Origin of the sequence: Vibrio sp. 2-1-2a, assembly GCF_032648565.1 — a bacterium.
Taxonomy (GTDB): domain Bacteria; phylum Pseudomonadota; class Gammaproteobacteria; order Enterobacterales; family Vibrionaceae; genus Vibrio; species Vibrio diabolicus.
Genome location: NZ_WBOH01000004.1, coordinates 221453 through 243279, shown reverse-complemented (window position 1 = coordinate 243279; position 21827 = coordinate 221453). Strand labels below are relative to the sequence as shown.

The 21827-nt window shown below is 45.2% G+C and carries 16 protein-coding genes; 9 read left to right on the top strand and 7 right to left on the bottom strand.

The features are described 5' to 3' along the window. Positions 1 to 52: 52 nt before the first annotated feature. Entirely contained in the window at positions 53 to 2398 is a 2346-nt protein-coding gene (gene lptD, locus F7Y48_RS12805) for an LPS assembly protein LptD (RefSeq protein ID WP_085342743.1), read from the bottom strand. A gap of 266 nt (positions 2399 to 2664) precedes the next feature. Between lptD and djlA the strand changes: the two genes are divergently transcribed. After that, the gene (gene djlA, locus F7Y48_RS12800) at positions 2665 to 3519 is read left to right on the top strand and encodes a co-chaperone DjlA (RefSeq protein ID WP_005383076.1); all 855 of its coding nucleotides are present in this window, start codon (positions 2665 to 2667) and stop codon (positions 3517 to 3519) included. A gap of 100 nt (positions 3520 to 3619) precedes the next feature. Here the strand turns inward: djlA and F7Y48_RS12795 are convergent, their stop codons facing one another. The 5 genes from F7Y48_RS12795 to leuA all read right to left on the bottom strand — a co-directional run bounded on the left by F7Y48_RS12795 (position 3620) and on the right by leuA (position 9583). Further along, on the bottom strand, positions 3620 to 4402 hold the full coding sequence (locus F7Y48_RS12795; protein ID WP_258507037.1) for a DUF547 domain-containing protein: 783 nt from the start codon (positions 4400 to 4402) through the stop codon (positions 3620 to 3622). Positions 4403 to 4765: 363 nt separating this feature from the next. Continuing rightward, positions 4766 to 5368: a 3-isopropylmalate dehydratase small subunit gene (gene leuD / locus F7Y48_RS12790; protein ID WP_104971226.1), complete on the bottom strand. Its 603-nt coding sequence runs from the start codon at positions 5366 to 5368 to the stop codon at positions 4766 to 4768. 11 nt (positions 5369 to 5379) lie between these two features. Next, positions 5380 to 6780: a 3-isopropylmalate dehydratase large subunit gene (gene leuC / locus F7Y48_RS12785; protein ID WP_316684392.1), complete on the bottom strand. Its 1401-nt coding sequence runs from the start codon at positions 6778 to 6780 to the stop codon at positions 5380 to 5382. A gap of 81 nt (positions 6781 to 6861) precedes the next feature. Next, positions 6862 to 7953, bottom strand: a complete 1092-nt coding sequence (leuB, locus tag F7Y48_RS12780; protein ID WP_005392269.1) for a 3-isopropylmalate dehydrogenase — start codon at positions 7951 to 7953, stop codon at positions 6862 to 6864. 82 nt (positions 7954 to 8035) lie between these two features. Then, positions 8036 to 9583, bottom strand: coding sequence for a 2-isopropylmalate synthase (gene leuA, locus F7Y48_RS12775; RefSeq protein ID WP_006742733.1), 1548 nt, complete (start codon positions 9581 to 9583; stop codon positions 8036 to 8038). 514 nt (positions 9584 to 10097) lie between these two features. On the opposite strand from leuA, the gene F7Y48_RS12770 reads away from it, so the two are divergent. From F7Y48_RS12770 to F7Y48_RS12735, 8 genes are all read left to right on the top strand, one after another. Next, a complete protein-coding gene (locus tag F7Y48_RS12770; protein ID WP_047009047.1) occupies positions 10098 to 10895 on the top strand; it encodes an SH3 domain-containing protein in 798 nt (265 codons plus the stop codon). 148 nt (positions 10896 to 11043) lie between these two features. Next, complete coding sequence (locus F7Y48_RS12765) at positions 11044 to 11592, top strand: phosphatase PAP2 family protein (protein ID WP_005379690.1); 549 nt, start codon at positions 11044 to 11046, stop codon at positions 11590 to 11592. Positions 11593 to 11595: 3 nt separating this feature from the next. Continuing rightward, the gene (locus F7Y48_RS12760) at positions 11596 to 12642 is read left to right on the top strand and encodes an MJ1255/VC2487 family glycosyltransferase (RefSeq protein WP_005392259.1); all 1047 of its coding nucleotides are present in this window, start codon (positions 11596 to 11598) and stop codon (positions 12640 to 12642) included. Between the two features lie 556 nt (positions 12643 to 13198). Continuing rightward, the gene (gene calR, locus F7Y48_RS12755) at positions 13199 to 14158 is read left to right on the top strand and encodes a LysR family transcriptional regulator CalR (protein WP_005379693.1); all 960 of its coding nucleotides are present in this window, start codon (positions 13199 to 13201) and stop codon (positions 14156 to 14158) included. Positions 14159 to 14453: 295 nt separating this feature from the next. Beyond that, positions 14454 to 16262: an AMP-dependent synthetase/ligase gene (locus F7Y48_RS12750; protein WP_258635500.1), complete on the top strand. Its 1809-nt coding sequence runs from the start codon at positions 14454 to 14456 to the stop codon at positions 16260 to 16262. A 449-nt stretch (positions 16263 to 16711) separates the two neighbouring features. Next, the gene (locus F7Y48_RS12745; protein ID WP_005392255.1) at positions 16712 to 18436 is read left to right on the top strand and encodes an acetolactate synthase 3 large subunit; all 1725 of its coding nucleotides are present in this window, start codon (positions 16712 to 16714) and stop codon (positions 18434 to 18436) included. Between the two features lies 1 nt (position 18437). After that, complete coding sequence (gene ilvN / locus F7Y48_RS12740; RefSeq protein ID WP_005392253.1) at positions 18438 to 18932, top strand: acetolactate synthase small subunit; 495 nt, start codon at positions 18438 to 18440, stop codon at positions 18930 to 18932. Between the two features lie 109 nt (positions 18933 to 19041). Next, positions 19042 to 20922 (top strand): GGDEF domain-containing protein, encoded by a 1881-nt coding sequence (locus tag F7Y48_RS12735; protein WP_065644967.1) that lies wholly within the window; start codon positions 19042 to 19044, stop codon positions 20920 to 20922. 64 nt (positions 20923 to 20986) lie between these two features. Here F7Y48_RS12735 and F7Y48_RS12730 read toward each other — a convergent pair whose 3' ends face one another. Then, positions 20987 to 21673 (bottom strand): GntR family transcriptional regulator, encoded by a 687-nt coding sequence (locus F7Y48_RS12730; RefSeq protein ID WP_258507032.1) that lies wholly within the window; start codon positions 21671 to 21673, stop codon positions 20987 to 20989. Positions 21674 to 21827 lie beyond the last annotated feature (154 nt).

Genomic DNA, 21827 nt, shown 5'->3' with positions numbered 1-21827 from the left:
CCGTCAGTATTTTTTGAATAGGCGTCTTATTCATTTAAGACGCCTATTTCGATTAATTGTTCAGATAGAATGGGCGGCCGTACTTAATCGCGTTGTCAGAACCGTCCAGTTCTTTGACTGCTGTATCTTCACGCTGATTGGTCGCAAAGCCTTGAATACCGAAGTTAACGCTAAAGTTATTTTCGTATTCAGGTGATGCGCCAGTGCTGCCGATAGTTTGGTTTTCCCAACCAAGCAATTGGTTGGCGTAAGTCACACCAATGTACCAACAGTCAGACTGGTAACGCAGGCTCGCTAGCCATTCTAGGTCCGCATTTTCATTTAGGTCGTAGTAGTATTGACCACTTGCAGACCAGTTCGGGTTGAACTCGTAGGCCGCTACAATACCTGCTTGTGAAATGCCTTTACGAGTAATTGTGTCTAGGTTTTCGAGAATGATCGTATCTTCGATGTATTCACGCGTGACGTAACGATAGTTACCCTGAATAAAGCCACCGTTAAATTGGTACTCTAAGGTGCTGTTCGCCAACTGCATGGAGCTCAAATCGATATCGTATTGAATTCCACCGTGATAGAACAAGTAATCGTTGTAGTTGAAATCAGCTTCAATCGCCCATGATGAATAGTTGGTGGTCTCATCCGGAAGATTTGGGCTGTTGCTCAGTTTGGTCTTTTTATCGAAGTAGTAAATCTGACCAAATGAAACGTTAAGACGCTCTTTATAGTCATCATCAAAGAAGCGAGTACTCGCACCGTAGCTTAACTGGTTCGCAGAGGCGATTTTATCAATGCCACTGTACTTACGACTGCGGAATAGCCCGTAGTAGTCGGTTTGTAGCAAGGTGGTATCGTAGTTGTAGATATTGGTTTGATCTTCTTCAGGTACGTACAAGTACTGCAGCTGAGGTTCCAGTGTTTGTGTGTAGCCCTTGATCCAACTCGTGTCTCGCTCCAAGTAAAGTTGCGCATGCGTACGGAACTCGGGGATAACACGAGAAACTTCGTCATCTAACTGGTTTTGTAAGTTGACATCTGTCAGACCCGTTAAGTCTTGAGAGTAGTACGTGGAAAGCACGCGAGCTTCCGTTGTCCACGTTGCCCATGAATTTGAAAGCGGCAATGTAAGTCCTGGCTCAATATGAACACGGGTCGCATTTGGTCGCGCAGTATCGCTCGTATCGAAGCGGCTCACTTGGCTCTTCACGTCAAAGTTGAGGTAATCTCCCCACAATGGCGTGTAGTAGTTCAAGTCTAACTGAGGAAGCAGGCGATAAGGGCGGTTCTCTTCTTTCAATAAGATTTGGAAGTCACGAACGGTTAACGAGGCATCCCAGAAATCAGAACGATATTGTACTTGTCCTTCTTGAACCAGTTGACCATCTTCACGGTTACCAATATCGGAGTCGAGATCGAGGAAGTAATCAATATCACTCACTTTTGAGTAATCGACTTTGACTATCCACTGTTTATTGATGATACCGTCGTGTTTAACTTGGTAGCCCCAACGAGACTCGTCTTGATATTTGCGATCGCTATTGAGGTATTCGCCTTTGATTTCACCATTCCCCCAACCATCCGTTAGGTAGCGGAAATCCGTGTCGAGTTTTGTTCCACGCTGCTGCATATAGAGCGTGGTGAGTGTCATGTCATATTGAGGCGCGATGTTCCAATAGAATGGCACCTCGACTTCCATACCATCGCTAGAACCATACGATAAAGAAGGGAAGAGGAAACCCGTTTTACGCGTATCTCCAATTGGCATGGTTAGATACGGCACATAGAAAACAGGCACATCTAACACTTCAAATCGAGGATGGTGCAGCGTCGCCGTCTCTTCATCTTGGTCAACGTCAATACCTGATGCCACTAAACGCCATGAATTGTCGCCTTGAGGACATGATGTAATAGAACCATCTTCGAGTTCATAAACCGACTGACCTGTACGCGCGATGTATGCTGCTGTGCCTCGACCTTGTTGGCAAAGGAACTGATAATCGGTGTTCTCCAGTGAAAACGTGTCTTGGTTGATGTCATTAGTAACACGATCAGATCGAGCTTTGACTTGGCCGTCATTGAAAGTCACGTTGCCTTCGGCAACCACGACGTTGTCTTGTTGGTGCAGCGTTACGCTATCTGCGGTGATTTTCTTCTGGCCTTGGGTGACTTGTACATTACCTGAGTACTGAGCTTTGTCACCATTGATGGCTTGCAGGGTGTCAGCTTCTACCACTACTGGGGTATTAAGAGCGTCCTCCTCGCCACTGGTATCGACCAAACATTGATCTGTGGCGGGCATTTCCTGCACACTATCATGGATATTCGCTTCAGCTTGAGTGGTGGGTACAAACAAGGCGGTGCTGATAGAGGCCGCTAAACATGTGCGGGAGAAATGTTGCATTGAATTGAACTTTCCTGTGTCACTACTACTCGATGGCTATAGGGCTTGTTGTACCCTAGCGTAATAGCCAAATGAATCAACTATAGTCGCATTTATCCCAGCGTATTGATTCACTGTGGCATAATGACGACAAAATAGCTGCAAAGATAAGCAGGCGAAATGGCCTAGCCGAAATAAAACTAATTCCATTATCATAAAGGAAATCGTTGCATCCGGCACTATAAGACCGCCGTCGTCGATAAAAATTCATTGATAGAGAACACATAATGCATATTTTTGGCAAAATTCTGGGTGCCTTTTTTGGCTTGTTACTTGGCGGGCCGCTAGGTTTACTCTTTGGCTTATTTATTGGCCATCAATTCGATAAAGCACGTCGCTTGAGTCAAGCCGGGTTCTCTACTGGCGGCTTTGGAAAAGGGCCGAGCCAAGCTCAGCGCCAAGAAGAATTTTTTAAAGCGGCGTTTGCGGTAATGGGACATGTGGCAAAAGCGAAAGGCCAAGTTACCAAAGAGGAAATCCAACTGGCTTCTGCAATGATGGACCGCATGAATTTGCATGGCGAACAGCGCCGCGCTGCGCAAGATGCGTTTCGTGAAGGTAAAGACAGTGACTTTCCGTTAGAAGACGTTCTTGTTCGTGTGAAAATTTCGACAGCAGGCCGTTTTGACTTGTTGCAATTTTTCCTTGAACTACAAATCTCGGCGGCCTTTGCTGACGGCTCGATTCATCCTAGTGAACGAAATGTGTTACACAAAATAGCACGTGGTTTGGGTTTCTCTTCTGAGCAGCTAGAGCGTCGCTTGCAAATGCAAGAAGCCGCATTCCGTTTCCAAAGCCAGGGTGGTTTTCATGGTCAGCATCAAGGCCAATCTTCTGGTGGTAGCTGGCAACAAGCTTCACAAGCGGATCAACTGGCTGACGCGTACAAAATTCTGGATGTGTCTTCAGATGCCGATAGTAAAACCGTCAAGCGTGCTTATCGTAAACTGATGAACGAGCATCACCCAGACAAATTGATGGCTAAAGGCCTACCACCAGAGATGATGAACGTAGCGAAAGAAAAATCTCAAGAGATTCAAAACGCTTACGATCTGATTAAAAAGGTCAAAGGCTTTAAGTGATTTTGTCAAAATCTAGAAAATAAAAAGGGCACTTGGTGCCCTTTTTAGCTTTTGGGTTACGGGTGACCAAAAGCGTTGCAAGCTGAACGGTGACGATAAATTAGTCAGCTTGATTCAAACTCCAATCGTATTCGTACTTCACTTTTCCAGAGAAGTCTTTGTACTGTGGCGCGTACTTCGCGATGTGGTTGAAGACTTGTTTTTCTCCACCAAAGTCCGCTGCAAACCAATCATAAATGGAAGACAGCTGTGCCGTGTTTCCTTGGATAGATACGCCTTTGTTGCTGTTGATAAACGCTTTGGCAGCACTTTCAAGTAAGGCTTCGGTGTTTTCGGCAGAGAATGCTTGAGCTTGTAGGTTAGGGCATCCCAAACTTGCACAATTTACGGCGTAGTGCGTTCTTGGGTCATTCCAAATTGGACGCAAAATTCGATGTTCAATATCGTTTAAAGTTAGATCCTTCCCGTTGACCACGACCACATCGTCTCCCCAAGGCCCAAAGCTAAATAAACCACCTAGCTTGGTGATGGATTCGACGGGATAGTTATCCAAAATAAGATCTACCGTGATGGCGTTGTAAAGGTTTACCCAATAGGCATATTGCTCTGCTTGGCTGTATTGTAGAGGGTCTAGTTTTGCCAGTCGTTGGATGTACTGCTTTAACTTGGTTTTGTCTGAAGTTGTGACTTTGCTATAGCGGAACAAAGTATTCTCACCTTGTTCAACCAAGTAATTGTCTAACAGTTGTTGCCATTCCTGGTGCGAAATGTGTGTTTGGTTGGCCTGATTCGATTGTTGCCAATACGGCCACAAGTCAGATTTAGGAGCAGCGAACGCTGAGAAAGAAACCAGAGCACACAATAGCAATAACAGACGCTTCATAGAGATACCTTTGAATGAGATATTGTTGATAGTGTAGACCTGTTGAGTGCTTGTTTTCTTTCAGTAATCAGTAATCAGTAATCAGTAATCAGTTATCTGTTGCCTTTATTCTCCGTCATTCCGAGGAGCATAAGCGACAGCAGGAATCTAATCCCCACAAACGCTTGAGTAAAGAAAGTATGAATCTGCACAGTACATTCTGGCAGTCGATCCTGAATCACGCTCCTTCGCCGCTGTTCAGGATGACGAATTTCAACAGAGGCGTTCGGTATTCCGTAAGTAAAGCGCTATAAAATCAGTCACCTAAAACATTAAAAGGGCCGACAATTGCCAGCCCTTGATTTGTGTATTTACTAATGCGCTTTAACGCAAGAAGCTTGGGATATTCGCTTCGTATTCCGCAATTTTGTCCTCGTGTTGAAGCGTTAGGCCAATATTGTCTAAACCATTTAACAAACAGTGACGACGGAACTCATCAATTTCAAAGCTGTACTCTTTGCCGTTGGCACGAACCACATTCGCTTCTAGGTCGACCTCGACTTCTGCACCTTCATTTGCCTCAACAAACTGGAAGATTTCATCCACTTCTTGTTCAGTCAAACGAACTGGCACCATTTGGTTGTTGATCGAGTTGCCGTAAAAGATATCGGCAAAGCTTGGTGCGATCATCGCTTTTATGCCGTAATCCGCCAGTGCCCACGGTGCGTGCTCGCGAGATGAGCCACAGCCGAAGTTTTCACGAGCCAGCAAGATAGACGCGCCTTGGTAGCGAGGTGCGTTCATCACGAACTCTGGATTTGGTTGTTCGCCAGCATCGTCTAGGAAGCGCCAGTCATGGAACAAGTGTTTACCAAAGCCTAGGCGGGAGACCTTTTGTAGGAACTGCTTTGGAATGATGGCATCAGTATCAACGTTCGCTGCATCTAGAGGAACAACTAAGCCTGTGTGTTGTTTAAAGCCTGACATTTGTTTGCTCCTTAGTCTAGTTCACGAATATCTACAAAGTGACCAGCAATTGCTGCTGCCGCTGCCATCGCAGGGCTCACTAGGTGTGTACGGCCATCACGACCTTGGCGGCCTTCAAAGTTACGGTTTGAAGTAGACGCACAACGTTCATGTGGACCCAAACGGTCGTTGTTCATTGCTAGACACATCGAGCAACCTGGTAGGCGCCACTCAAAGCCCGCCTCTTTAAAGATGACATCTAGGCCTTCTGCTTCCGCTTGCGCTTTTACTTGCTCAGAGCCAGGAACGATAAGCGCTTGAACGTGAGACGCGACTTTGCGACCTTTCGCGACTTCTGCGGCTGCGCGCATGTCTTCGATACGTGAGTTAGTACAAGAGCCAACGAAGACTTTATCGACGTTGTAATCAGACAATGACTTGCCTGCTTCTAGACCCATGTAAGCCAGAGCTTTTTCTGCCGATGCTTTTTCTACTGGGTCAGCAAAGCTTTCTGGTGCTGGGATCGGTTGGTCTACCGCGATAACCTGACCTGGGTTAGTACCCCAAGTGACTTGTGGTTTGATATCCGCTGCGTTTAGTGTCACGACAGCATCAAACTGGGAATCATCGTCAGTTTTTAATGTCTTCCAATATTCTACAGCGGCATCAAAATCCGCACCTTGAGGTGAGAACTTACGGCCTTTGATGTATTCGAATGTAGTTTCATCTGGCGCAATCAAACCGGCTTTTGCACCTAGCTCAATTGCCATGTTACATACGGTCATGCGGCCTTCCATTGAAAGGTCTGTGATCGCTTCACCACAGAATTCAACTACGTAACCGGTACCGCCTGCTGCTGTTGTTTCACCGATGATCGCTAGCACGATATCTTTAGCCGTGATGCCCGGAGCCACTTTGCCTTTCACTTCGATCTTCATCGTTTTAGCGCGCGCTTGTTTTAGAGTTTGAGTTGCTAATACGTGCTCAACTTCTGATGTACCAATACCAAATGCTAGCGAGCCAAATGCACCGTGTGTAGCTGTGTGCGAGTCACCACAAACAATGGTCATGCCCGGTAGGGTAATACCAAGTTCTGGACCCATAACGTGCACAATACCTTGGTATTTGTGGTTAATGTCGTAAAGCGTTACACCAAACTCTTCACAGTTTTTCGATAGCGTTTCCATCTGAATACGAGCCATCTCACCGGATGCGTTGATATCTTTGGTGGTTGTCGAAACGTTGTGGTCCATGGTGGCAAAAGTTTTGCTGACCTGACGCACTTTGCGACCTTTTTCACGCAAGCCGTCAAATGCTTGCGGAGACGTCACTTCATGTACCAAGTGACGGTCGATGTACAAGATAGGGTTTTCCCCTTCTGCTGCGACGGCAACGTGTGCGTCGTAGACTTTTTCGTATAGTGTTTTGCCCATTGCTTCCTTTCCTCGTCGTCCTTGTTATCACAACCATGTTGTAGACTGCGAACGACAGTTATATTTATAAATTCAGTCTATTTATGCGTTCAAAATGTACTCAGCAATCTTATCGCCCATTTCAGACGTTGAGAGTGCCGGGTTGTCGCCTGCAAGGTCGCCTGTTAGCTCGCCAGCTGAAAGTGCTTTCGACACCGCTGTTTCAATGTCTTGTGCTGCGGCTTCTTCGCCAAGGCTATAACGTAGCATCAGTGCTGCTGATAGGATCTGAGCCACAGGGTTAGCAATGTTCTTACCTGCGATATCTGGTGCACTGCCACCTGCTGGCTCGTACAGACCGAACTTACTTTCGTTAAGGCTTGCTGAAGGCAGCATACCCATTGAGCCAGTGATCATTGCGCACTCATCAGAAATGATGTCGCCGAAGATGTTTGAACATAGCATGACGTCGAACTGTGCTGGGTCTTTGATAAGCTGCATGGTTGCGTTATCGATGTACATGTGTGACAGCTCGACATCTGGGTAATCTTTCGCGATTTCTTCGACTACTTCACGCCATAGGATTGAACTTTGTAGAACGTTCGCTTTATCGATAGAGCAGACTTTCTTGCGACGCAAACGAGCAGATTCAAAGGCGATTTTTGCAATACGTTCGATCTCAAAGCGGTGGTACACCTCAGTATCAAACGCTTTTTCTGTCGCGCCTTCGCCTTCACGGCCTTTTGGTTGACCGAAATAGATACCACCAGTTAGTTCACGGACCACCACGATGTCAAAACCACGGCCTGAGATGTCAGCACGAAGTGGTGAGAAAGCTTCCAGGCCTGCGTGGATTTGCGCTGGGCGTAGGTTACAAAACAGTTGGAAGTGTTTGCGTAGTGGTAGTAAGGCACCGCGTTCAGGTTGGTCGTTGGGTGGCAAGTGCTCCCACTTCGGGCCGCCAACCGAGCCAAATAGTACTGCATCAGACTCTTCACACGCTTTTACTGTGCTTTCTGGAAGTGGAGAGCCGTGATTATCGATCGCGATGCCGCCTACATCATGCTCGTCACGCTCAAACGCAATACCGTGCTTCTTTTCGATAGCATCCAATACCTTGTGTGCTTGCGCCATTACTTCCGGGCCGATGCCGTCACCGGGTAGGACGGCAATTTTGTATGATTTGTCTGTCATGTTAATCCTTTAAGTTTTCTAATTTTGAGCTTAATTATTTCAACGAGCGTGTTCTTTCCTGAGCCATGCAGCTCGGTTGTTATTACACAGTCGCAATCTTTTTCTGCTTCATTTCTTCGATTTTGTCTGCACGGTGGATGCTATTAATAACGTGCAATAGTGCTTGGCCGGAAGCTTCAACGATATCGGTGGAAACGCCTGTACCGTGGTATTTACGACCTTTGTAGTTGGCAATGATGTCAGCTTGACCCAAACCATCTTCACCTTCGCCTTTCGCGGTTAGGTCGAATTTATCCAGTACGATGTCGTAGCCTGTCACGCGGTAGATACATTGGTATAGCGCATCAACTGGGCCATTACCGACTGCCGCTTCACACATTTCTTCATCGCCACATTGCATTTTGATGCTGGTGGTGGCCATTACGCTGCCCGATTGCACGCTTAGGTAGTTCAGTTTGTAGAAGTCATCTTCTTCACGCAGGTTCGAGAAGTGCATTAGGGCCTCTAGATCGTAATCGAACACTTGGCCTTTGCGGTCGGCAAGTTTCAAGAAGTCCGCGTATAGAGCGTCTAGGTTGTACTCGTCCTCGTTGTATCCCATGGTGTCCATGTGGCTCTTCACGGCTGCGCGACCACTACGGCTGGTTAGGTTTAGTGCTTGGTTTTTAAGGCCAATCGACTCAGGGGTCATGATTTCGTAGGTATTCTTATTCTTTAACATACCATCCTGATGGATACCTGAAGAGTGGCTAAAGGCATTGGCGCCCACAATCGCTTTGTTGCTCTGAATTGGCATGTTGCATAGTTGGCTCACCAATTTACTGGTGCGGTGAATTTCATCATGTTTAATGCCAGTGTGAACGCCCAAGAACTCTTGACGCGTCTTGATGATCATTGCGATCTCTTCAAGTGAACAGTTTCCCGCTCGCTCACCAATGCCATTGATGGTGCCTTCTATCTGACGTGCGCCGGCTTGAACGGCGGCAATAGAGTTGGCAACTGACATCCCCAAGTCGTCGTGACAGTGAACGGAGATGATCGCTTTATCAATGTTTGGAACGCGGTTGAAAAGGGTTTGAATAATGCCACCAAACTCGCTTGGTACTGTGTAGCCAACGGTATCTGGAATGTTGATTGTGCTCGCACCTGCATTGATGGCAGCTTCTACCATGCGACATAGGTTGTCGATAGGAGTACGACCTGCATCTTCACAAGAAAACTCGACATCATCGGTGTAGTTACGCGCATGTTTAACGGCGTTGACCGCCATTTCAAGTACATCGTCGTAGCTGCGGCGTAGTTTGTCTTCTACGTGAATGGTGGAAGTGGCTAAAAACGTGTGAATACGGAATTGGTCGGCCACTTTTAATGCTTCAGCGGCGGCATCAATATCTTTCGCAACGGCACGCGAAAGGGCACAAACTCGACTGTTTTTGATGTTTTTTGCAATGGTTTGTACCGACTCGAAATCACCAGGTGAAGAGATTGGGAAGCCAGCTTCGATAACATCAACGCCGAGTCTTTCCAGCGCATAGGCAATTTGCAGTTTTTCTTTAACCGTCAAGCTTGCTGACAACGCTTGCTCGCCATCACGCAATGTGGTGTCGAATATAATGACCTGATCGTTCATGTTTGCTTCCTTCCTGATTTCTGCACTTTACGTGCAAGTTAATCGTTTACTTCCAGTATTTAGATATAAAAAAACCCGCATTCTCATGCGGGTTCTTAGAAATTGGTGTGGTTATTTTTCTTCCACAGCCTACCCGCGCGAACTGGTCACGATCAGGAGGAGGCTAAGCAGAATAGAAAAATGAGCTGACATAGTTGTTAAGCTTTCCACATAATTAAGTTAACAAATTAGTACCGCACTCCATGGAGCGCGTCAACCCTAAAGTCGATTTTTTATTCATATCGGATGAGTCTTTTCATTTTCTCGAGAAAAATGATGCGCTACGTGAAACAGCATGGTGCGATAGAAACGTGCTAGAAGAGGCAAGTTCTCATCAAGTTTGCGACGTTTCATTACCAAAACAAGCATTGGGATTGCGACTTGTCACACAAAGGCCCGAATTGTTTGGCAAAAGTTTTGAATGACCATTTATAGTAGTGCAGTTGCACTAGGTAAAAAGAAGGGTTAAGGAATAATGAGGTTAGCAAAACAATTTGGACGTTCAGCCGCAGTATTTACTCTGGTCAGCTTATCGGGTTGTCAGCTGTTTCAATCTCAAACCTATATGGCAGAGATTTCCCCTGTTGCTATTAATGATCACTCTCAGAGTGTCATGGTGATTAATGATCAAATGGATCGATTCTTGAGCTACGAGGGACGTGAATCGTTTTTGAATCAAATGCTCGTTGCTCTTGAGTCGGACAGTCGAGATAAATTTAAAGGCAAAGATCCGGAAACCTATTCGTGGTGGAAGATCCGAGTGCAACCTAGTGAGAAACAACAAGCGGAAGTCTTCCGACCAACAGCTGACGGTGTGGATACCTCAAACCCAGTTGAGTTTATGGATGTCTCCTATCGCTCTAAGACCACATTAAACCTGCGATCCAAGCCGAGCTTAGAAGGAGAAAAGCTTGGCGTGTTATCGAAAGGGGAAGTTTTTAATGTGTTGGCAAAAGTGGTGGATCAACCTTGGTTTCTCGTTGAACAGAAAGGCGTGATAAAAGGTTATGTCCATAAGGATTATGCGCGCAGCAATGTGGTAAATCGTGACATTCTTTCTACACAGCCTAATCCTCTTTTAGAGTCTGCTTCGAGCACAACTGAGCAAACGGGCATAGAGCATGAACTGTCAGGAAATTACACTTGCCGCTCCCTTAGCTACGAGCTGACAAAAGATGGCGACATGACGATGGGCTCTTTGCGCGCCTGTCGTAAGAAGAGAAAGGTCTGGTACATCGATACGCCTCAACCGCAGCAAGCAAACCCTTCTTAATCGTTCTCTCCTACGATTGTGCTCAACAGATCATTGGGCACACTCTAATTTGGCATTTGTCATTAATTGTCCAAACTCCCGTCATGCAGTTGTCACCTAAACCTCCTACTTTTCACACAACGGCGTTGTCAAAGTAAGGAAAGGCCACATGCGAACCATAGAGACAATTACACAGCCAATTGCAACCATTGCTAAGTTTGATTTAGCGCTCTCTAGTGTTTGTCTTAAGCACCGTTTTAATCAGCAAGTTGCCAACATCAGTAAAGGAGTCTCCCACAGTGGTGACGGACATCTGTACTTGGTGCTAGGTTTATTAGCTTGGTATTTAGATAAAGAGCAGGGAGTTTGGTTTTTACTGGCGGGTTTACTTGCTTTTGCCATCGAGTTGCCAATTTATTGGACGCTGAAAAACAGTTTTAAGCGTCGTCGCCCTGAAGAACTCAGTGCACTCCTTCCTGCTTTTATTACCCCCTCTGATCGCTACAGTCTTCCTTCAGGACACACTGCCGCTGCGTTTGTCATGGCGACGCTGATTGATCATTTCTATCCGAGCCTAGGCGTTGCTGCATTCTTTTGGGCAAGTTTAATCGGAACTGCGCGAATCTTATTGGGGGTGCACTTTTTTACCGATGTCATCATTGGTGCACTGCTAGGTAGCCTTTGTGGTGGATTAGCGATTGCGATGCTGGGAGGCTAATTGATGAAAATCTTATACGGTGTTCAAGGTACAGGAAACGGACATATTGCGCGTGCGAGGGCGATGAGTCATGCGTTTAAAGAGCACGATGTTGAGGTCGACTTTTTGTTTTCTGGACGAGCGCCTGAAAAGTACTTTTCAATGGAAGCGTTTGGCGATTATCAGACTCGCCGAGGCTTCACCTTTATCACTGAAAAAGGTTCAGTGAACTATGCGAAAACAGCATTGAGTAACAATTTGGTGCAATTTTGCAAAGAAGTTAAACAGCTTGATTTGTCGTCCTACGATCTCGTGCTCAATGATTTCGAGCCAGTTACGGCATGGGCGGCAAAACAACAAAATAAGCCGTCGATTGGTATCAGTCACCAAAATGCTTTCCGTTATCCAGTGCCGTTAAAGGGAGCGAGTTGGTTAGACAAATCCGTCATTGAATACTTTGCGCCTTCTCAACACCACCTTGGTTTGCATTGGCATCATTTTGACCAGCCTTTGTTGCCGCCAATTGTACATACCGTCGATAGCCAAGCAGAAAATGACGATTTTGTTTTGGTTTACCTACCGTTCGAATCCATTGAAGACATCTCGGATTTACTGTTCCATTTTAACCAGCAAGCGTTCATCTGTTATCACCCCGATGTGATCGAATGTGAGCAGGTGGAAAACATAGAATTACGCCCTTTATGCCACAGCAACTTTCAGCATCATTTGCATCGGTGTAGTGGTGTCATTGCCAATGGTGGATTCGAGCTCCCTTCGGAAGCTCTGTCTCTAGGGAAAAAATTATTGCTTAAGCCACTCGCAGGTCAGTTTGAGCAACAAAGCAATGTCGCGACCTTAGAAGACTTAGGACTTGCGATGTCGATGGAGAGCTTAGACATTTCCGCAGTACGCCAGTGGCTAAAGGAGCAGCAAGCCGAAAGTGTGAAATATCCAGATGTTGCTCAGGCCATTGTCCATTGGGTATTGCAAGGCGCGTGGGATTCACAAGCGGAGTTATCCAAACAGTTGTGGGAGCAAGTTGATTTCCCAAGTTACGTGTCGAACATTTAAGTACGTTGTTCTAAGTACATTGTTCCTTCCTATTTTTGACACGATTTTGTTGCAGCCTTTCAATCTAGAAGGCTGCATTTTTATTCTTTCTCTTTCATTTCTATTCAATGTGTATTTGCTGATAATTTGACTGATAAGTGCAAGTTTCACTCAGAGATATAGTCGTCATCTGTTGGTTTGCCCTCGACTAATAACTGAGATAAATGCATGCGTGTGGTGACCATCCGTCTCATCAATTTGCTAAATACTTCCTCAAAGAATGCGCTTTTACGTGTTTTATAGTTTTTTATGTTTTTATCAAGCTGTTGTTATTTAAGGGGTAAATACCTAATCGGCTAAAATTTACTGATTAAATATCAATCTAGTTGCGAAACCGCAATCGATTAGTTGATAGTACAGTTCGAACCGGAAGTATCCGGACGGCAAATATAATAAAAAGTTAGGTTATCTATTCGTAAAATGATTCGAATCCAGCCGCCGTCTTTTGTGCGAGATGGGATTCTATTCGTTATGAATTTAATGAACAAAGTTGACGATTACAAAAGAGGCGCACTCAATGTTAGAGAAGAAAGATGCGATGAGCGCAATTGCTAGCTACCGTATGGAAAGCACTTTGCGTGGTGTAGATTTAAACCTACTGACTGTATTTGATGCTGTGATGCAAGAGCAAAATATTACTCGTGCAGCACATAACTTAGGCATGTCTCAGCCGGCAGTAAGTAATGCCGTGGCACGTCTAAAAGTGATGTTTAACGACGAGCTGTTTATGCGTCAGGGCCGTGGTATTCAGCCAACGCAACGCGCTCGTCAGTTGTTTGGCCCAATTCGCCAAGCATTACAGCTGATTCGTAATGAACTTCCTAGCTCCGTATTCCAACCAGAATCTTCGACTCGCTTATTTAAGCTGGCGATTTGCAGCCCTTGTGACATGCGTTTTGCTCCGAAGATCATGGCAAAAGTGAATCAACAAGCACCAAATGTTCAGCTTCACCTAGATGCAGAATTTGACCGTCTGTTGTCTGAGCGTATGCGCTATCAAGAAATTGATTTCGTGATCGATTATGCTCGCTTTGATGAGCAAGGTTTCTCAAGTACTGAAATCTTCAAAGATGAATTAGTGGTTATCGCGTCAAAAACACACCCACGCATTCAAGGTGGTGTAACGGCCGAGCAACTGCTTAACGAAAAACATGCGAAGTTATCGAAAGTGCACGGTCAACGCAGCTTCTCAGAACAAGCATATCGTGAACTGGATTGCCAAGCCGCGTACGAAGGCTCTAGTCTAAGCAACCTACTATATGTGGTGGGTCAATCTGAACTTGTGACTATCGCGCCACGTTGGATGGCAGAAAATGCGGTAAACAGCGATCAGCTGCAAATTCTAGACTTCCCATTTGCAAACAAGGAAATCAGCGGCTTCTTAAGCTGGCATGAATCAAGTGAAAAAGATAAAGGCCACATTTGGCTGCGCGATCAACTGATGATCACTTGTGGTGAAGTGGTTGCCGCAAAATAAGATGACGTTTGGTCTTATCGGTTAAGACCATATTGGTAATCATCAATTTTTACAATTCATTGGTCCCCGAGAGATTTTTTGTCTCTCGGGGCTTTTTGTTTTAGCAATCAACAATCGAAACAGTAAGTTAAATAGAGTAATCATTCAGCAGTTTTGGGTATGTTCGCGACGTATAAGTGATAGTTGTCTCTTATTAGTGATAAGTTTGATACTGGTCAGTTGCGTTTTAGCAAGCCGTGAGTACACTTGTTCGCTCAATTAGCTTACGCCTGTAAGCCAAAAGGTAAGTAAAAGAATGGCCAAGTTAGATTTTCATATCGTTAAACGTATTCGTGAACAAATTGCGAACGGTGGTACACGCGTTGCACTCAAGCATAAAGTGGGTGAGGAATGGCAAGGTATTACGTGGACGCAATTTGGTCAGCAAGTTGATGCTTTATCACTTGCACTTTTGGCTCAGGGATTAGGAGTCCAAGATAAAATCGGCATTTTCTCGAACAACATGCCGCAATGGACGATTGCTGATATTGCAGCGCTACAACTACGCGGCGTAACAGTACCTATTTACCCAACCAATACCGCCGCTCAGTCGGCGTACATCATTGACAACGCAGACGTTAAAGTGCTGTTTGTTGGTGAGCAGCCACAATTTGACGCAGCAGTGAGCATTTTCGACCAGTGCGAGCAGTTAGAGCTCATTGTTGCCATGTCTGATGATATCGAACTTGGCGAGCATGATTTCGTTATCTCTTGGCAAGCATTTGTCGCCAAAGGCGATGCCACATACCAAGTTGAATTGGACGCACGTTTAGAGCAAGCAAAGGAAGATGATCTACTCACGTTGATCTACACCTCGGGCACAACAGGACAACCTAAGGGTGTCATGTTGGACTACGCAAACATTGCGGCGCAATTGGAAGGGCACGATCAACGTTTGAGCCTTTCTCAAAGTGATGTGTCACTGTGTTTCCTTCCGTTGTCACACGTATTTGAACGCGCTTGGACCTTTTATGTGTTGTACAAAGGGGCGACCAACTGCTATTTGCAAGACACCATGCAGGTACGTGATGCACTGAGCCAAGTACGACCTACCGTGATGTGTGCCGTACCGCGTTTCTATGAGAAGATCTTCTCTGCGATTCATGAGAAAGTGTCTCGCGCACCGATTCACCGTAAGATTATGTTTACTTGGGCTGTGAACATGGGTGCAAAAATGGCCGCTTGTCATCAAGAAAAACGTCAGCCATCGCTCATGCTGCGCAAGTCATATGAATTGGCGGATAAATTGGTTCTGAGCAAGCTGCGTGCGTTACTTGGTGGACAAATCAACTTTATGCCGTGTGGCGGTGCGAAGTTAGATGAAACCATAGGCCGATTCTTCCACGCGATTGGTATCAATGTGAAGTTAGGTTACGGCATGACTGAAACCACGGCGACAGTATCGTGTTGGGATGATAAGTGCTTTAACCCAGACTCTATTGGTATGTCGATGCCTGGCGCGCAAGTGAAGATCGGTGAGAACAACGAGATTCTGGTGCGTGGTCCAATGGTGATGCGTGGCTATTACAAAATGCCAGAAGAGACCGAAAAGACCTTTGATGAGCACGGTTTCCTAAAAACTGGCGATGCGGGTTACATTGATGAAAATGGCAACCTGTTCATCACTGATCGCATCAAAGAACTGATGAAAACCTCTGGCGGTAAATACATCGCTCCACAAATGATTGAAGGGGCGATTGGTAAAGACCACTTCATCGAGCAAATCGCGGTTATCGCGGACACGCGTAAGTTTGTCTCGGCGCTGATTGTGCCGTGTTTTGATTCTCTTGAAGAGTATGCGAAAGAGCTGAATATCAAGTATCACGATCGCGTTGAATTGATTAAGCATCACCAAGTGGTCGAAATGCTTGAGAAGCGTGTTAACGATCTCCAAAAAGAGTTGGCAAAGTTTGAACAGGTGAAGAAGTTTAAACTGTTACCAAGAGCTTTCTCTATGGATGATGGTGAGTTAACGCCAACTCAAAAACTGCGTCGTAAAGTCATCAATGACAAATACCAAGATGAAATTGAAGAAATGTATAAGGAAAAGTCAGAGAAAAAGTAACTTAAGCTGACTTAGATTTTATATTGATGAAAATATCCCCAGTGATGTGATTGCGCATTACTGGGGATTTTTGTTTGTGTTGATTCTTTCTATTTTGCTCACCAAATACAGCTATTTAGCACCCTATACTTAAAAGGTTCTGAAATAATGTTCTTTTTTTGAACGTTAAATTTTTAGGTTGTACTGTGAAATAAGGTAAGTGCGGCTGCTATTCCTACTAACATTCTAATTACTAGCATCTTGTTCAAAAAGTAGACCAATCTCTCATTAGACCCGTTGATAATAAAACGTTACATTTGTTGGGTAACCTTGCGGGATGTTATGACGAACGCAAGACATAGCCGAAAACGTGGAAGTATTTCGATTAGGCTACGAATAAGACCTAGACTATGTAAAACCAGACCAATCCGTTGACCTTACGGTGAGGAAACTGGCTAAGGAGAGCAATTATGACAGCAATGTTGTCAGGCGCAGAGATGGTGGTTCAATCTCTGATAGAAGAGCACGTAGAGCAGATCTTTGGCTACCCAGGTGGCTCCGTTTTGGATATCTACGATGCACTGCATGCCAAAACCGATCAAATCAAACACGTACTTGTAAGGCATGAGCAAGCCGCCACTCATATGGCAGATGGTTATGCTCGCGCTACCGGTAAACCGGGTGTCGTACTGGTATGTTCAGGCCCGGGCGCGACCAATACCATTACTGGTATTGCCACGGCTTATATGGACTCCATCCCAATGATCGTTATCTCGGGTAACGTACCTAATAGCCTAATTGGTAATGATGCTTTCCAAGAATGTGACATCGTTGGTGTCTCTCGCCCAGTGGTCAAACACAGCTTTTTAGTGAAAAAAGCGGAAGATATTCCTGAAACGATCAAGAAAGCGTTTTATATCGCGACCACAGGTCGACCTGGTCCAGTAGTGATTGACTTGCCGAAAGATGTAATGAATCCGCAAATCAAACTGCCTTACCAATACCCAGAAACGCTTTCAATGCGTTCTTACAAGCCGACGACGTCGGGTCATAAAGGCCAGATTAAAAAAGCGCTTAAATCGCTGTTAGAAGCGAAAAAACCAGTGCTTTATATCGGTGGTGGTGCTGTGATTTCTGGCGCTCATGAACATATTTTAGAGCTCTCCGACAAGCTGAACCTTCCAGTAGTCAGTACGTTGATGGGACTAGGCGCATTCCCTGGGACGCACAAAAACTCACTGGGCATGCTGGGTATGCACGGTACTTACGAAGCCAATATGGCGATGCATGAAGCGGATCTTATTTTTGGTATCGGTGTGCGTTTTGATGATCGCACGACGAACAACCTTGAAAAATACTGCCCAAACGCAAAAGTCATGCATATTGATATCGATCCATCATCGATCTCGAAAAACGTGAAGGTGGATTTACCTATCGTCGGCTCTGCGGAAAAAGTGCTTACAACCATGCTTGGCCTGCTGGCAGAGCAAGAAGGTGGGAACGATGAAGATGCCATCACCGCATGGTGGGATGACATTCAGGTGTGGCGTGACCGCAATTGTTTGGCTTATGAGAAGTCACCAGAGCGAATTAAGCCACAGCAAGTGATTGAAACCTTGCACAAGCTGACCAATGGTGATGCGTATGTTGCTTCTGATGTGGGTCAGCACCAGATGTTTGCAGCACTTTACTACCCATTTAACAAACCACGCCGTTGGATCAACTCGGGTGGATTGGGCACTATGGGATTTGGCCTTCCGGCTGGTATGGGTGTTAAGTTTGCCATGCCACAAGAAGAAGTCGTGGTTGTTACGGGCGATGGCAGTATTCAAATGAATATCCAAGAGCTTTCGACAGCCATGCAATACGACATTCCAGTGAAGATCATCAACCTGAACAACCGATTCCTAGGCATGGTAAAACAGTGGCAAGACATTATTTATCAAGGTCGTCACTCTAATTCTTACATGAGTTCTGTTCCTGATTTTGCAGCGATTGCAGAAGCTTATGGTCACGTCGGTATTCGTATCGAAACGCCTGATCAGCTCGAAGAAGGGCTACAAAAAGCGTTGGATATGAAAGATCGTCTGGTGTTTGTGGACATCAACGTAGACGAAACCGAACACGTATACCCGATGCAAATCAAAGGTGAGGGTATGGATAAAATGTGGCTAAGCAAAACGGAGAGAACTTAATATGAGACACATTATTTCACTGCTATTGGAAAACCAACCGGGTGCGTTGTCTCGTGTTGTTGGTTTGTTTTCTCAACGTGGTTATAACATTGAATCTTTGACGGTATCACCGACAGATGATGAAACGCTGTCGCGAATGAACATTACCACGACGTCTGATGAGATGCAGTTGGAGCAAATTCAGAAGCAGTTACACAAATTGATCGATGTGCTGAAAGTACAAGAAGTCACCGAGTATGAGCACATCGAACGTGAACTGATGATGGTGAAAGTGAAAGCCAGCGGTTTTGCGCGAGCAGAAGTGAAACGGACGGCAGACATCTTCCGTGGCCAGATCGTGGATGTCACTGCTGCTCAATACACGGTACAACTTGCGGGCACGAGTGAAAAGTTGGATGCCTTCATTCAAGCGATATCTGAAGTAACTGAAGTCGTCGAAGTTGCTCGTAGTGGGGTAGTGGGCATTGCCCGAGGTGAGCGCGCACTCAAACCTTAGCCATCTTATTGCATATAGAAAAGCCACTTAATCTAAGTGGCTTTTTGTTTAGAAAATAACAATTAATGATATAATTGTCGTTTTAGTAAGCATTATAGGCAGTAGACGCGTGAAAATACCTAAGCGAGTCGGCACATTGTTGGCGACAGCACTATTTTTTAGTGCGCTCACTGCAGTTTACTATTATCAGAAATATCTGACGTTACTAGAGAGTAACGTTGAGAATACCGCTCAAGAAGCATTACACCAACTGGCTTATACTGGTCGCGAATACAACAATATTCAGGATCAAATTGAGACGATCAGCGATCTTCTCGGTCACAGCCAAAGTCTTTACGACTATCTACGTCAGCCGAACCGGGTCAACCTTTCTATCTTAGAAGATATGTGGATCTCGGTTGCGATCAACCAAAAGCTATATAAACAAATTCGTTTTCTTGATATTACCGGTCAGGAAAAAGCACGGATTAATTACGATTTCAAAACGGGTATCGCTGCACCCGCCCTCAAATTACATGACAAGTCAGAGCGGGATTATTTTCATTACGCGCAAGGTTTAGGTAATGATGAAATTGCGTCGTGGGGGATTGAGCTGGAGCGGGAAAATGGTGAGCTTGTTTACCCTTATAGCCCTTCACTGCGTATTCTGATGCCGATTTCTCTCAATGGGAAACGCGAAGGGTATCTTGTTCTTAATGTTGATATTGAGTATTTATCTTCTCGACTCAACTACTCACCGGTGCGGGATTTTCATATTGAGTTAATTAAAAGTGATGGCTTTTATATCGCGAGTCCTAAGTCATCACGCTTGTACGGCAACATTATTCCAGCTCGTTCTCAATTTAATTTTGGCCGGATGTACCCCAACATTTGGCGCACGATGATCTCAGAAGTTTCGGGCTATGAGTACAACGGCTCGAATTTGATAGCGTATAGCACGATCCAATTTGTTTCTAGTGAACCACTTCATCTAGTGATTGATCTCACGAATGATCAGTTACTATCTCGATCTCAGCGAGATATCGATGACTTAATCCAAGAAGCGTTTTTTGTATTAAGTTTGGTGTTTGGTTTTACTTTACCAACGACCGCGTTGGCCCTGCACTATCGACGTCATAGTATGGAATCGAAGTTAGCTCGGGCTGCACTTGATGGCATGACTGCGGTGATGATCTCAGATGCGTCGCATCGAATCATTATGGTGAACCAAGAGTTTGAAAACATGATGGGCTATTCCACCAAGCATACTCAAGGCTGGAATGCGCATAATCTAATTTTCTTACCGGAAGATCTCGAGTCGACCCTCAATATTTGGAATAAGCTTGCGAACGAGCACGTTTGGGAAGGTGAGGTTCGTTGTCGAACCAAGTTTAATCACGTATTTACCGCCATTATGCGCATTCAGGCAAACTTAACCAAGTCAGGTAAAGTAAGCTATTACATCACGTCGCTGGTGGATATTTCCGAGCAAAAAGAGCTGGAAGAAAAGCTACGCAACCTCAGTGAAAAAGATGGTTTGACGGGCTTGTGGAACCGTCGAAAATTTGAAGAGCAATTAGCGCAATATGCCGGGATTATTGAGCGTTATCCTGACAGTCCCCCTGCATGTTTGGCGTTGTTTGATATTGACCACTTTAAGCGTATTAACGATGAACTTGGGCACGATGAAGGGGATAAAGTGATTTGCAGTGTCGCTGAGACTCTTCTTAAAGAGGTGCGCAGTACTGACTTTGTGTCTCGCGTCGGTGGTGAGGAGTTTGCGGTGATCATGCCGCATACCACACTCGAAGAAGCAGAAGTTGTATTGAACCGGTTACGTGTGGCGGTTCAACTGCGCAGTGATAGAGCGATTACCGTTAGCGCCGGGTATAGTGATTTAACTTCTGATCGCACGCGCACTTATAAATGTGCTGATATTGCCTTGTATGAATCCAAAAGTGCAGGGCGTAACTGCGTATCGCTATGCCATAGTTTCGATGATATTGCTTAGCTCTTTTTCAAAAACAAAAAATCGGGGATAGACCCCGATTTTTATGCTTATTTTAGCCTCTGCGTTATTCGCTAGCCAGTATGCGATATTGGTTGTCGATGGCCCCTTCGATACACTGCATTGACTGTTTCAAATAACGCTCTAGATAACCTAAAGCATCCTGGCTCTTTTTATCTAACGACGTCTTCATCAGCATTTCTTGCTCATCGATATTACAGTGCCCTGGGTTTCCAGTACCTAACATTTGCATAGCAAAATATTGGTAACGCTTAATTTGTGTGAGTAGATCACGGAAAAAACCGAACATATTGGCAGAGCCAGCGCCTTCAAACAGCGCAGTAAGAAACTGATTATGGCGTTCTTCCCATTCCTTCCAGCAAAAGCTTTCGCCAGATTTAGAGCGGGATAACTTGTGATAAGCGGTTAGGACGTCCAGTTCCCAATTTTCATCGCCAATCACAATTGCTTTATTTAGTAGGCATGCAGAGACCATTTGTAGGCTCTCGTACAAGTCATTCAACTCATCTTTACATACAGGTGCAACCCAGCAGCCTTTTTGCGGCTCGAGTTTGACGTATTTGCTCCACGATAACTGCACCAAAGCTTCGCGAATGGGTGACGCTCCTACGTTGTACTTCTCTTTGAGTTCCGCAACCACGAGTTTTTGACCCGGTTTAAGCACGCCATCGAGAATATCCTGACGGATCATTTTTGATACTTTGTCGGTAAGAGTGGGACTGGACACATACACCTCATAGAAATTTTAATCGTGACGACAAAATTAAACAGTACGCAATTCTGCGCATGGTGAATGATACAGTTAGGCTATTATTAGAGCAAGAAAGCCATATAAAAAAAGAGGGCATAAGCCCTCTTTATCAATCAACTGAAGTATGAAAAGTTCA

Excerpts from the sequence above, each read along its gene's own strand:
- lptD (WP_085342743.1), bottom strand. The coding sequence starts at position 2,398 with ATGCAACATTTCTCCCGCACATGTTTAGCGGCCTCTATCAGCACCGCC.
- djlA (WP_005383076.1), top strand. The coding sequence starts at position 2,665 with ATGCATATTTTTGGCAAAATTCTGGGTGCCTTTTTTGGCTTGTTACTT.
- F7Y48_RS12795 (WP_258507037.1), bottom strand. The coding sequence starts at position 4,402 with ATGAAGCGTCTGTTATTGCTATTGTGTGCTCTGGTTTCTTTCTCAGCG.
- leuD (WP_104971226.1), bottom strand. The coding sequence starts at position 5,368 with ATGTCAGGCTTTAAACAACACACAGGCTTAGTTGTTCCTCTAGATGCA.
- leuC (WP_316684392.1), bottom strand. The coding sequence starts at position 6,780 with ATGGGCAAAACACTATACGAAAAAGTCTACGACGCACACGTTGCCGTC.
- leuB (WP_005392269.1), bottom strand. The coding sequence starts at position 7,953 with ATGACAGACAAATCATACAAAATTGCCGTCCTACCCGGTGACGGCATC.
- leuA (WP_006742733.1), bottom strand. The coding sequence starts at position 9,583 with ATGAACGATCAGGTCATTATATTCGACACCACATTGCGTGATGGCGAG.
- F7Y48_RS12770 (WP_047009047.1), top strand. The coding sequence starts at position 10,098 with ATGAGGTTAGCAAAACAATTTGGACGTTCAGCCGCAGTATTTACTCTG.
- F7Y48_RS12765 (WP_005379690.1), top strand. The coding sequence starts at position 11,044 with ATGCGAACCATAGAGACAATTACACAGCCAATTGCAACCATTGCTAAG.
- F7Y48_RS12760 (WP_005392259.1), top strand. The coding sequence starts at position 11,596 with ATGAAAATCTTATACGGTGTTCAAGGTACAGGAAACGGACATATTGCG.
- calR (WP_005379693.1), top strand. The coding sequence starts at position 13,199 with ATGTTAGAGAAGAAAGATGCGATGAGCGCAATTGCTAGCTACCGTATG.
- F7Y48_RS12750 (WP_258635500.1), top strand. The coding sequence starts at position 14,454 with ATGGCCAAGTTAGATTTTCATATCGTTAAACGTATTCGTGAACAAATT.
- F7Y48_RS12745 (WP_005392255.1), top strand. The coding sequence starts at position 16,712 with ATGACAGCAATGTTGTCAGGCGCAGAGATGGTGGTTCAATCTCTGATA.
- ilvN (WP_005392253.1), top strand. The coding sequence starts at position 18,438 with ATGAGACACATTATTTCACTGCTATTGGAAAACCAACCGGGTGCGTTG.